Origin of the sequence: Streptomyces sp. NPDC014861, assembly GCF_043081625.1 — a bacterium.
In the GTDB taxonomy this organism is placed as follows: Bacteria; Actinomycetota; Actinomycetes; order Streptomycetales; family Streptomycetaceae; genus Streptomyces.
Genome location: NZ_JBIBWV010000002.1, coordinates 548,455 through 559,926 on the forward strand (window position 1 = coordinate 548,455; position 11,472 = coordinate 559,926).

Sequence of the window (11,472 nt, forward strand, 5' to 3'; positions counted from 1 at the left end):
ACGCCGTCGAGCCCGAAGCCCTCGCGTACGAGGAGCGCCCGTTCTTCGTGTACGGGACGCTGCGCCCGGGCGGGTACAACCACGACCGGTTCCTCGCCGGCCGGATCGGCGACGAGGCGGACGCCGTGCTGCCCGGGGCGGTCCTGCACGACGGGCCGGGCTATCCGTACGTCGTCCCGGGGCGGGGGAGCGAGGTGGTCGGCACCCTCCTCACGCCCTCCTCCGGCGACTACGGCGACCTGTTCGGCCTGCTCGACCGGCTGGAGCTGCCCGCCGGTTACGAGCGGGCGGCCATGGACGTCGTACGGACCGGGGACGGCGTCCGGGTGTCCGCCTGGGTGTACCTGGCCGCGTCGGACGCGCCGCTCGGCCCGGTCATCGAGAGCGGCGACTGGTTCAGCCGGCGCCCCGCTCCAGACGGACCGCGCACACCTTGAACTCCGGCATCCGGGAGACCGGGTCGAGCGCCGGGTTCACCAGCGTGTTCGCCCGCCCCTCCCCGTACCAGTGGAAGGGCATGAAGACGGTGTCCGGGCGGATCGCCCCGGTGATCCGGGCCGGCGCCACCGCCCGCCCGCGCCGGGACACCACCGTCACCGGCTCGCCCTCCGCGACCCCGAGCCGCTCCGCGAGCCGCGGGTGCAGCTCCACGAACGGGCCGGGCGCGGCGGCGTTCAGCTCCGCCACCCGCCGGGTCTGCGCCCCGGACTGGTACTGGGCGACGACCCGTCCGGTGGTGAGCACCACGGGGTAGTCGGCGTCGGTCTCCTCGGCGGCCGGCCGGTGCGTCACCGGTACGAAGCGGGCCCGCCCGTCGGCGGTGGCGAACCGGTCGAGGAAGAGCCGGGGGGTGCCCGGGTGGCCGTCCTCGCCGGGACCGGTCTCGGGGCACGGCCAGAAGACGCCCTCCTCCGCCTCGATCCGCCGGTAGCTGATGCCGGAGTAGTCGGCGGGGCCGCCCGCGGAGGCGCGGCGCAGCTCGTCGAAGACCTCCTCGGGGTCGGTGGGGAAGCCCTTCTCCCGGCCGAGGAGCCTGGCGAGCGCGTGCAGCACCTCCAGGTCGGTGCGGACGCCCGGCGGCGGGGTGAGGGCGCGGCGGCGCAGCAGCACCCGCCCCTCCAGATTGGTCATGGTGCCGGTCTCCTCGGCCCACTGGGCCACCGGCAGGACGACGTCGGCGAGGGCGGCCGTCTCGGAGAGGACGACGTCGGCGACGGCGAGGAAGTCGAGGGAGCGCAGCCGGTCCTCGACGTGGGACGCGTGCGGCGCGGAGACGACCGGGTTGGAGCCCATCAGCAGCAGGGACCTCACCTCGCCGCCGAGCGCGTCGAGGAGTTCGTAGGCGCTGCGGCCCGGTCCGGGCAGGGTCTCGGGGGCGACGCCCCAGACGCCGGCGACGTGGGCGCGGGCGGCGGGGTCGTCGAGCTTGCGGTAGCCGGGCAGCTGGTCGGCCTTCTGGCCGTGCTCTCGGCCGCCCTGGCCGTTGCCCTGGCCGGTGAGGCAGCCGTAGCCGGAGAGCAGCCGGCCGGCCCGTCCGGTGGCGAGGCAGAGGTTGATCCAGGCGCCGACGGTGTCGGTGCCCTTGGACTGCTGCTCGGGGCCGCGCGCGGTCAGCACCATGGAGTCCGGGGCGTCGCAGAACATCGCGACGGCCTCGCGCAGGGCGGGCACGGGGACGCCGGTGATCCGCTCGACGTGCTCGGGCCAGTGGGCCATCGCGCCGGCCCGGGCGGCCTCCCAGCCGGAGGTGCGCTCCGCGACGAACTCCTCGTCGACGCGGCCCTCGGCGACCACGAGGTGGAGCAGGCCGAGGGCGAGCGCCAGATCGGTGCCGGGGCGGGGGGCGAGGTGGAGGTCGGCCTGCTCGGCGGTGCGGGTGCGGCGCGGGTCGACGACGATCAGCCTGCCGCCGTTCTCCTTCAGCTCGGTGAGATAGCGCAGCGCCGGGGGCATGGTCTCGGCCAGGTTGGAGCCGACGAGGATCACGCAGCCGGTCCGCGGGATGTCCTCCAGCGGGAAGGGCAGCCCCCGGTCGAGGCCGAAGGCCCGCTGGTGGGCGGCGGCCGCGGAGGACATGCAGAAGCGCCCGTTGTAGTCGATCTGCGAGGTGGCGAGGACGAGCCGGGCGAACTTGCCGAGCGTGTACGCCTTCTCGTTGGTGAGTCCGCCGCCGCCGAAGACCCCCACGGCGTCGGGGCCGTGGTCGGCGCGGGTCCGGCGCAGCCCCTCGGCGACGGCGGAGAGGGCCTCCTCCCAGGAGGCGGGTTCGAGCGCCCCGGTGTCAGGGCGGCGGACCAGGGGCTCGGTGAGCCTGACCCGGGAGGAGAGTACGGAGGGGGCGGTGCGGCCCTTGCCGCACAGCGCGCCCCGGTTGACGGGGAAGTCGGTCCGCTCGACCACCTCGGCGGGCAGCTCCGCCGTGCCGGTGGGGCGGAGCTTCATGCCGCACTGCAGGGCGCAGTAGGGGCAGTGGGTGGGGACCGCGGTGGCGTCGGACATGTCGCCCAGCGTGCGTCGTACGTGTTACGGGCGGCGGCGTGCCGTATTACGGGCGCGGTGCTCTCCGCTCAGGTCAGCGCGCGGCGGCGGGTGAGGCCAGCGCCTCGGTGACGCCGGGCTCGCGCGGGCCGAGGAAGTGCGGGTCGGGGCGGACGGCGGCGTCGAGGGCGGCCTTGCCCGCGGCGAAGAGCTCCCGGGTGGTGCCGTAGTACCAGACGGCGTCGTGCGGTTCGGCGACCCCGACGCCGTACGAGGCCACCCCGGCCCGCTCGCAGAGGGCCACGGCGCGCTTGATGTGGAAGTCCTGGGTGACGAGGACGGCCCGCTCGACGCCGAAGACCTTCCGGGCCCGGACGCAGCTGTCCCAGGTGTCGAAGCCGGCGTGGTCGCTGACGACCCGGTCGTCGGGGACGCCGCGGGCGGCGAGGTAGGCGCGCATGGCGCCCGGTTCGTCGTACTCGGTCCGGCTGTTGTCGCCGGTGACCAGGAGGACCTTCACCTTGCCGGTCCGGTACAGCTCGGCGGCGGTGTCGAGCCGGTGGGCGAGGTACGGCGTCGGGCGCCCCTCCCACAGGCCGGCGCCGAAGACCACGGCGACGTCCCGGGCCGGCACGTCCGCGGTCGTCCGCAGCTTGCCCGCGGCGGCGGTGTGCATCCAGGTCGCGGGGGCGAGCGCGAGGACCGCGACCGCCATCACGGCCTGGACGGCGCGGCGGCGGGCCCGGACGGTGCGGGGGAACCGGACCTGCATCGGCTGTGCCTCCAAGGGGGCGGGGACGGGCTGTCACCCCGTCCGACGCGCTGTCGCCCCCTTCGGTTCGCCCGCCGCCCGATCCGTGCCGTACAGCACACTCGCCAGACCCATGCCGAGCAGCATCCCCAGGAGCTGGGCGGCGGCGTAGGCGGGCACCGAGGCGGGGGCGATGCCGGTGAACGAGTCGGTGAGGGAGCGGCCGACGGTGGCCGCCGGGTTGGCGAAGGAGCCGGAGGAGGTGAACCAGATCGCCGCGCCGATGTAGCCGGCGACCGCGACCGGGGCCAGCTGGGGGCGGCCGATGTGCCGCAGCCCCTGGACGACGAGGACGAGCCCGGCGGTGGCGACCGCCTCGCCGAGCAGCAGGTGGAGCGCGGCGCGCGGCTCGGTGGACCAGGAGCCGGGCGCGCGGCCGAACATCGCCTCGGCGAGCAGCGCGCCGGCGACGGCGCCGGCGACCTGGGCGGTGACGTAGGCCAGGACCTCGCGGCCGGTGTCCCGCTCGCGGCGGCGCGACCACCACTCGGAGAGGGTGACGACGGGGTTGAAGTGGGCGCCGGAGAGCGGTCCGAGGAGCGCGATCAGCAGCCCGAGGCCGAGGGCGGAGGCGGTGGCGTTGGCGAGCAGCCGGACGCCGATGTCCTGGCTGAGGGAGTCGGCTCGGATGCCGGAGCCGACGATCACGGCGACGAGGGCGGCGGTGCCGGTGAACTCGGCGGTGACGCGCCGGGGGAGCGACGCGGGGGACATTCTCATAATGGAAAAGATATTCCGTGATTCGGAACGAAAAAAGAGGGGAGGGGAGGGGTGCGTCCTCCGTACGATCCGGCGGTGATCACCGACCTCGTCCTCCGCCGCGCGGACGCCTCCGACGCCACCGCCGTCGCCGACGTCTGGCTCCGCTCCTACACCGCCGCCCTCCCCGACGTCCGCAGGGCGCACACCGACGAGGAGGTCCGCTCCTGGCTCCGGCACGTGGTCGTTCCCGAGCGGGAGACCTGGGTGGCGACCGCCGGCGGGGAGGTCGTCGCGATGATGGTGCTCGACGGCGAGGACCTGGACCAGCTCTACGTCGACCCGCCCCGGCGCGGCCAGGGCATCGGCGACCGCCTCGTGGACCTGGCCAAGCGGCGCAGCCCGACCGGGCTCGAACTGTGGACCTTCCAGGTCAACGCCCCCGCGCGGCGCTTCTACGAGCGGCACGGCTTCACCGCCGCCGAGCACACCGACGGCGGGCGCAACGAGGAGCGGGAGCCCGACGTCCGCTACGTGTGGCGCCCCGCGGGCTGAGCCCCGGTCCCTGACATCCCGCCCCACGCGCGCGTGAGGGCGGCGAAACACCCGTGTGCGGTCACCGCGCGCTCCTGGAGAAGAGCCGTGACCGGCGCGCAACGGGGAGGCAACGTGCTGGCGTCAGGATCGGTCCATGACGGAGCCGGACAGCACGTTCGCGGACGCCGCCGCCCTGCTGGGGCGGATCGCGCAGCAGCTCGGACTCCAGCTCCGCCGGGTGCGTCCGTTCGACGCCCCGGCGGGGAACCCCGAGCAGGAGGTCCGCCGCCCATGCACTCGTCCGCACAGCCCCCCGGTCGCCGCCCCGCCCCCGCCCTCGTGGCCGTCGGGCACGGCAGCCGCGATCCCCGCGCGCGTGCCACCCTCGCCCGCCTCCTCACCCGGGTCCGCGAGCTCCGCCCCGGCCTCGACGTCCGCCTCGCCCACATCGAGCTGAACGCGCCGCTCCTCGACGACACCCTCGCGGCGCTCGCCGCCGAGGGCCGCGAGGCCGTCCTCGTACCGCTGCTCCTGGCCCCCGGGCACCACGTCACCCACGACCTGCCCGCCGCCCTCGCCGCCGTCCCCGGCCTGCGCGCCCGCGCCGCCGAACCGCTCGGCCCGCACCCGCTCCTCGTCGAGGCCCTCGCCGACCGGCTCGCCGAGGCCGGCTGGACCCCCGCCGACTCCGCCTCCGCCGCCACCGGCGTCGTCCTCGCCTCCGCCGGCTCCCGCGACCCCCGCTCCGCCGCCACCCTCCGCCGGATCGGCGCCGCCCTCGGCGAACGCCTCGGCGGGGTGCCCGTCGTCGCCGCGTACGCCTCCGCCGCCGCCCCCACCGTCCCCGAGGCCGTCGCCGCCCTCACCGCCCGCGGCCGCCACCGGATCGCCGTCGCCTCCTGCTTCACCGCCCCCGGCCTCTTCGCCGCCCGCGCCGCCGCCCACGCCCCCTGGATCGCCGCCGACCCGCTCGGCGCCCACCCCGCCCTCGCCCGCCTCGTCCTGCGTCGCTACGACGGTGCCCGCACCACCCGCCCCGCCACCCCCGCGCGGGAACTCGCGGCCATCTGAACCCCTTTGTCGGTCCCTCCGGTTACCGTCGAGGCATGGCAGGCTACGACGGCACCAGCGAGACCCCCGGGTACGACCCCGACGCCACCGAGCGCTGGGTGACGGAGCCCGACAAACTACCCGGTCGCACCGCGTTCCAGCGCGACCGCGCCCGCGTGCTGCACTCCGCCGCCCTGCGCCGCCTCGCCGGGAAGACCCAGGTCGTCACCCCCGGCACCAGGGGGCACGCCTGGGACGCCAGCCCCCGCACCCGGCTCACCCACTCCCTGGAGTGCGCCCAGGTCGGCCGCGAGCTCGGCGCCGCCCTCGGCTGCGACCCCGACCTCGTCGAAGCCGCCTGCCTCTCCCACGACATGGGCCACCCGCCCTTCGGGCACAACGGCGAACAGGCGCTCAACGACGTCGCCAAGGACTGCGGCGGCTTCGAGGGCAACGCCCAGTCGCTCCGCCTCCTCACCCGCATCGAGCCCAAGCGCTTCGTGAAGGACGCCGACGGCGAGCTCGTCAGCGTCGGCCTCAACCTGACCCGCGCCACCCTCGACGCCGCCACCAAGTACCCGTGGGCGCGCGGCGGGCACCCCACCGACCCCGGCTCGCCGAAGTTCGGCGTGTACGAGGACGACCTGCCCGTCTTCGCCTGGATCCGGCAGGGCGCCCCCGCCCACCGCAAGTGCTTCGAGGCCCAGGTCATGGACTGGTCCGACGACGTCGCCTACTCCGTCCACGACTTCGAGGACGGCCTGCACGCCGGCCACATCGACCCCAACCTCCTCCACGCCGAGCCCGAGCGCGCCGACGTCTTCGCCGTCGCCCTCGGCCGCTACGTCCCCGAGGACACCGACCCCGCCGAACTCGCCGAGGCCCTCGACCGGCTCGTCGACCAGGAGTGGTGGCCGCACGCCTACGACGGCTCCGCCACCGCCCAGGCCCGCCTCAAGGACGCCACCAGCCAGCTCATCGGCCGCTTCTGCCTCGCCGCCGAGGGCGCCACCCGCGAGGCGTACGGCACCGGCCGCCTCACCCGCTACGGCGCCGAACTCGTCGTCCCCCGCGCCACGCGCAACGAGTGCGCCGTCCTCAAGGCCGTCGCCGACCGGTACGTCATCCAGCGCGCCGAGCAGGAAGCGCTCCGCGCCGACCAGCGCGTCGTCGTCTGGGAGCTCGCCGAGGCGCTCGTCGCCCGCGCCCCCGACGGACTCGAACCGCAGTTCCGCTCCCTCTTCGCCGCCGCGCCCGACGACCGTTCCCGCAAGCGGGTGATCGTCGACCAGATCGCCTCCCTCACCGACGCCTCCGCCCGAGCCCTCCACGCCCGCCTCCGTACCCCGCGAACCTAGGGCTCGCGGGCCCCCTTTCGCCTTCCGGCGCCGTGCGGGACCCTCGCATGCACGTCCAGGGGCGGTGCCACCCGGGCCCGGCCCGGAGGCGTAGCGTAGAGAACCGGTCGCAACGAGGAGGAATCAACGTGGTCGACGCAGATCAGACCTTTGTCATCGTCGGCGGGGGCCTGGCCGGTGCCAAGGCGGCGGAGACGCTCCGCGCGGAGGGCTTCAACGGCCGGGTGATCCTCATCGGTGACGAACGCGACCACCCCTACGAACGCCCCCCGCTCTCCAAGGGCCACCTCCTCGGCAAGAAGGACCGGGACTCCGCCCTCGTCCACGAACCCGCCTGGTACGCCGCCCACGACGTGGAGCTCCACCTCGGGCAGACCGTCACCGCCATCGATCGGGACGCCCGCACCGTCCGCCTCGGCGACGGCACCGTCATCCGCTACGACAAGCTGCTCCTGGCCACCGGCTCCGAGCCCCGCCGCCTCGACATCCCCGGCACCGGCCTCGCCGGCGTCCACCACCTGCGCCGGCTCTCCCACTCCGAGCGGCTCCGCGACGAGCTCAAGGCCCTCGGCCGGGACAACGGCCACCTGGTGATCGCCGGCGCCGGCTGGATCGGCCTGGAGGTCGCCGCCGCCGCCCGCACCTACGGCGCCGAGGTCACCGTCGTCGAGGCCGACCCCACCCCGCTCCACCGCGTCCTCGGCCCCGAGCTCGGCCAGCTCTTCGCCGACCTCCACACCGAGCACGGCGTCCGCTTCCACTTCGGCGCCCGCATCACCGAGATCACCGGCCAGGACGGCATGGTCCTCGCCGTCCGCACCGACGACGGCGAGGAGCACCCCGCCCACGCCGTCCTCGTCGCCATCGGCGCCTCCCCCCGCGCCGTCCTCGCCGAGAACGCCGGCCTCGCCCTCGTCGACCGCGCCGACGGCGGCGGCATCGCCGTCGACGCCTCGCTGCGCAGCTCCGACCCCGACATCTACGCCGCCGGCGACGTCGCCGCCTTCGAGCACCCCTCGCTCCACCACCGGATCCGCGTCGAGCACTGGGCCAACGCGCTCAACGGCGGCCCCGCCGCCGCCCGCGCCATGCTCGGCCAGGACGTCTCCTACGACCGGGTTCCGTACTTCTTCACCGACCAGTACGACCTCGGCATGGAGTACTCCGGCTGGGCCCCGCCCGGCTCCTACGACCAGGTCGTGGTCCGCGGCGACACCGGCAAGCGCGAGTTCATCGCCTTCTGGCTGAGCGAGGGCCGGGTGATCGCCGGCATGAACGTGAACGTGTGGGACGTCACGGACCCGATCCAGAAGCTCATCCGCTCCCGCGCCACCGTCGACCCGGACGCCCTCAGCGACCCCTCGGTGGCCCTGGAAACCCTCCTCTGACCCCGGCGGCGACACTCCCGGGGGGTGACCCCCGGACCCCCGTACACTTGCCTGCGTGGCAGGCAGGATCAACGATGACGACGTGAAGGCGGTCCGGGACGCGGTCCCGATCGACTCCGTGGTGTCCGAGTACCTCCAGCTCCGCAACGCAGGCGGCGGGAACCTCAAGGGACTCTGCCCCTTCCACGACGAGAAGTCGCCCTCCTTCCAGGTCAGCCCCAGCAAGGGACTCTTCCACTGCTTCGGCTGCCAGGAGGGCGGCGACACCATCGCCTTCGTGATGAAGATCGACCACCTCTCCTTCTCGGAGACGGTCGAGCGCCTCGCCGCCAAGGCGGGCATCACCCTCCGCTACGAGGAGGGCGGCTACAACCCCGGCCACCAGCGCGGCGAACGCATCCGCCTGATCGAGGCCCACAAGATCGCCGCGGAGTTCTACGCCGGCCAACTCGCCTCCCCCGAGGCCGAGATCGGCCGCAAGTTCCTCGCCGAGCGCGGCTTCGACCAGGCCGCCGCCGAACACTTCGGCGTCGGCTACTCCCCGGCCGGCTGGGACCACCTCACCCGCTTCCTCCGCGGCAAGGGCTTCTCCGACAAGGAGCTGATCGTCTCCGGCCTCTCCCAGGAAGGCCGCCGCGGCCCCATCGACCGCTTCCGCGGCCGCCTCATGTGGCCCATCCGGGACGTCGGCGGCGAGATCGTCGGCTTCGGCGCCCGCCGCCTGCGCGAGGACGACAACGGCCCCAAGTACCTCAACACCCCCGAGACCCCGGTCTACAAGAAGTCCCAGGTCCTCTACGGCATCGACCTCGCCAAGAAGGAGATCGCCAAGACCAGCAGGGCCGTCGTCGTCGAGGGCTACACCGACGTCATGGCCTGCCACCTGGCCGGCGTCACCACCGCCATCGCCACCTGCGGCACCGCCTTCGGCGGCGACCACATCAAGATCCTCCGCCGGCTCCTCATGGACAACGGCTCCGCCCGCGTGATCTTCACCTTCGACGGCGACGCGGCCGGCCAGAAGGCCGCCCTACGGGCCTTCGAGGACGACCAGAAGTTCGCCGCCGAGACGTACATCGCCATCGCCCCCGACGGCATGGACCCCTGCGAACTGCGCCTCGCCAAGGGCGACGACGCCGTCGCCGACCTCGTCGAGCCCCGCACCCCCCTCTTCGAGTTCGCCCTCCGCCAGATCGTGAACCGGTACGACCTGGACACCCCGGCGGGCCGGGCCGCCGCCCTGGACGAGGCCGCCCCCGTCGTCGCCAAGATCAAGAACGTCGCCTCGCAGCACGAGGTCGCCGTCCAGCTCGCCGGCCTCGTCGGCATCCTCGACACCCAGTTCGTCGTCCGCCGGGTCGCCCAGATCGCCCGCTGGCAGCGCGGCGGCGGCAAGGAGCAGGGCGGCGGCCACCAGCGCGGCGACGGCCGGCAGCAGCGCTCGTACCACGACGTCCAGGCCCCCAGCGGCCCCGCCGGACCCGCGCTCAACCTGCGCAGCCCCGCCCACCGCACCGAGCGCGAACTCCTCAAGCTCGCCCTCCAGTACCCGGCCCTCGTCTCCCCGGCCTTCGACGCCTACGGGATCGACGAATTCACCGCCCCGCCCTACGCCGCCGTCCGCCAGTGCGTCCAGGACGCCGGCGGCGCCGACGGGGCCCCCGCCGACTACCTCGACGCCGTCCGCGAGGCCGCGCCGAACGACACGGTCCGCGCCCTCGTCACCGAACTCGCCGTCGAGACGGTCTTCGCCAAGACCGTCGACGAGGTGTACGCCGGCGCCCAGCTCGTCCAGGTCCGCCTCCGCGCCGTCGACCGGCGCATCCGCGACGTCCAGGGCTCCCTCGCCCGCCTCGGCGCCCACGGCGACCCCGAGAAGGCCGCCGCCGTCCAGAACGAGCTCTGGGTCCTCACCCAGTACGGACAGTCCCTCCGCAACCACGGCGCCGCCGCCCTCTGACCCACGCTCGGTCACCGCGCGGATCCAAAAAGTCATCGCACGCCCCTCGTGGCGGCGATGTGTCGTACCCCACACTGGGCTGGGTGACGGTGTCGTTCCGCCCCCTCCTGGAGGTCGCCCCCCGTGCAGACCGAGATCCAGACCACCGAACCGGACGAACTGCCCCCGCTCCACGAGGTCCCCGCCCAGCGGCGCCGCACCAGTGACCCCGGCGGCAACAGCCCCTCCGCCGACCTCTTCCGCCAGTACCTCCGCGAGATCGGCCGCATCCCGCTCCTCACCGCGGAGGAGGAGGTCGAACTGGCCCGCCGCGTCGAGGCCGGTCTCTTCGCCGAGGAGAAACTGGCCCGCACCCCCGACCTCGACTCCCAGCTCGCGTACGACCTCGACCGGCTCGTCGTCCTCGGCCGGATCGCGAAACGGAAGATCATCGAGGCCAACCTCCGCCTCGTCGTCTCCGTCGCCAAGCGGTACGTCGGCCGCGGCCTGACCATGCTCGACCTCGTCCAGGAGGGCAATCTCGGCCTCATCCGGGCCGTCGAGAAGTTCGACTACGCCCGCGGCTACAAGTTCTCCACCTACGCCACCTGGTGGATCCGCCAGGCGATGTCCCGGGCCCTCGCCGACCAGGCCCGGACCATCCGCGTCCCCGTCCACGTCGTCGAACTGATCAACCGGGTCATCCGGGTCCAGCGCCACCTGCTCCAGGAGCGCGGCCACGAGCCCACCCCCGAGGAGGTCGCCGCCCACCTCGACCTCACCCCGGAGCGGGTCGTCGAGGTCCTGCGGCTCGCCCAGGAGCCCGTCTCCCTGCACACCCCCGTCGGCGAGGAGGAGGACGTCGACCTCGGCGACCTCATCGAGGACGGCGACGCCGCCTCGCCCGTCGAGTCCGCCGCCTTCCTGCTGCTCCGCCGGCACCTGGAGGACGTCCTCTCCACCCTCGGCGAGCGCGAACGCAAGGTCGTCCAGCTCCGCTACGGCCTCGACGACGGCCGCCCCCGCACCCTGGAGGAGATAGGGCAGCTGTTCGGCGTCACCCGCGAGCGCATCCGCCAGATCGAGTCCAAGACCCTCGGCAAGCTCCGCGACCACACCTACGCCGACCAGCTCCGCGGCTACCTCGACTGAGGACGCGCGAAGGGCCCGCGCCGCCTCCGGCACGGGCCCTCCGCGGACCGGACGGACACC

The 11,472-nt window shown here is 74.4% G+C and carries 9 protein-coding genes and 1 pseudogene; 7 read left to right on the plus strand and 3 right to left on the minus strand.

Features of this window, described 5'->3' with window-relative positions:
• Positions 1-53: 53 nt before the first annotated feature.
• A pseudogene (locus tag ACF1BN_RS06160) lies at positions 54-437 on the plus strand (gamma-glutamylcyclotransferase family protein); the annotation flags it as partial.
• Here ACF1BN_RS06160 and ACF1BN_RS06165 read toward each other — a convergent pair.
• The 3 genes from ACF1BN_RS06165 to ACF1BN_RS06175 all read right to left on the minus strand — a co-directional run bounded on the left by ACF1BN_RS06165 (position 397) and on the right by ACF1BN_RS06175 (position 4,009).
• Positions 397-2,499, minus strand: coding sequence for a molybdopterin oxidoreductase family protein (locus tag ACF1BN_RS06165; RefSeq protein ID WP_392330363.1), 2,103 nt, complete (start codon positions 2,497-2,499; stop codon positions 397-399). The pseudogene ACF1BN_RS06160 and the gene ACF1BN_RS06165 overlap by 41 nt on opposite strands.
• Before the next feature lie 73 nt (positions 2,500-2,572).
• Positions 2,573-3,250 carry a vancomycin high temperature exclusion protein gene (locus tag ACF1BN_RS06170; RefSeq protein WP_392330364.1) on the minus strand — a complete coding sequence of 226 codons (678 nt, stop codon included), beginning with the start codon at positions 3,248-3,250 and terminating at the stop codon, positions 2,573-2,575.
• Positions 3,251-3,283: 33 nt separating this feature from the next.
• The gene (locus tag ACF1BN_RS06175) at positions 3,284-4,009 is read right to left on the minus strand and encodes an aquaporin (protein ID WP_392330365.1); all 726 of its coding nucleotides are present in this window, start codon (positions 4,007-4,009) and stop codon (positions 3,284-3,286) included.
• 78 nt (positions 4,010-4,087) lie between these two features.
• On the opposite strand from ACF1BN_RS06175, the gene ACF1BN_RS06180 reads away from it, so the two are divergent.
• The 6 genes from ACF1BN_RS06180 to ACF1BN_RS06205 all read left to right on the plus strand — a co-directional run bounded on the left by ACF1BN_RS06180 (position 4,088) and on the right by ACF1BN_RS06205 (position 11,412).
• Positions 4,088-4,543 (plus strand): GNAT family N-acetyltransferase, encoded by a 456-nt coding sequence (locus ACF1BN_RS06180; protein WP_392330497.1) that lies wholly within the window; start codon positions 4,088-4,090, stop codon positions 4,541-4,543.
• 273 nt (positions 4,544-4,816) lie between these two features.
• Positions 4,817-5,596: a sirohydrochlorin chelatase gene (locus ACF1BN_RS06185; protein ID WP_392330366.1), complete on the plus strand. Its 780-nt coding sequence runs from the start codon at positions 4,817-4,819 to the stop codon at positions 5,594-5,596.
• A 35-nt stretch (positions 5,597-5,631) separates the two neighbouring features.
• Positions 5,632-6,933, plus strand: coding sequence for a deoxyguanosinetriphosphate triphosphohydrolase (locus tag ACF1BN_RS06190; protein WP_392330367.1), 1,302 nt, complete (start codon positions 5,632-5,634; stop codon positions 6,931-6,933).
• A gap of 128 nt (positions 6,934-7,061) precedes the next feature.
• On the plus strand, positions 7,062-8,321 hold the full coding sequence (locus ACF1BN_RS06195; RefSeq protein WP_392330368.1) for an NAD(P)/FAD-dependent oxidoreductase: 1,260 nt from the start codon (positions 7,062-7,064) through the stop codon (positions 8,319-8,321).
• A gap of 55 nt (positions 8,322-8,376) precedes the next feature.
• A complete protein-coding gene (gene dnaG / locus ACF1BN_RS06200; protein WP_392330369.1) occupies positions 8,377-10,281 on the plus strand; it encodes a DNA primase in 1,905 nt (634 codons plus the stop codon).
• 123 nt (positions 10,282-10,404) lie between these two features.
• Complete coding sequence (locus ACF1BN_RS06205) at positions 10,405-11,412, plus strand: RNA polymerase sigma factor (RefSeq protein WP_392330370.1); 1,008 nt, start codon at positions 10,405-10,407, stop codon at positions 11,410-11,412.
• Positions 11,413-11,472: the final 60 nt, after the last annotated feature.

Coding starts and splice junctions, on each gene's coding strand:
- ACF1BN_RS06165 (WP_392330363.1), bottom strand. CDS start 2,499: ATGTCCGACGCCACCGCGGTCCCCACCCACTGCCCCTACTGCGCCCTG.
- ACF1BN_RS06170 (WP_392330364.1), bottom strand. CDS start 3,250: ATGCAGGTCCGGTTCCCCCGCACCGTCCGGGCCCGCCGCCGCGCCGTC.
- ACF1BN_RS06175 (WP_392330365.1), bottom strand. CDS start 4,009: ATGAGAATGTCCCCCGCGTCGCTCCCCCGGCGCGTCACCGCCGAGTTC.
- ACF1BN_RS06185 (WP_392330366.1), top strand. CDS start 4,817: ATGCACTCGTCCGCACAGCCCCCCGGTCGCCGCCCCGCCCCCGCCCTC.
- ACF1BN_RS06190 (WP_392330367.1), top strand. CDS start 5,632: ATGGCAGGCTACGACGGCACCAGCGAGACCCCCGGGTACGACCCCGAC.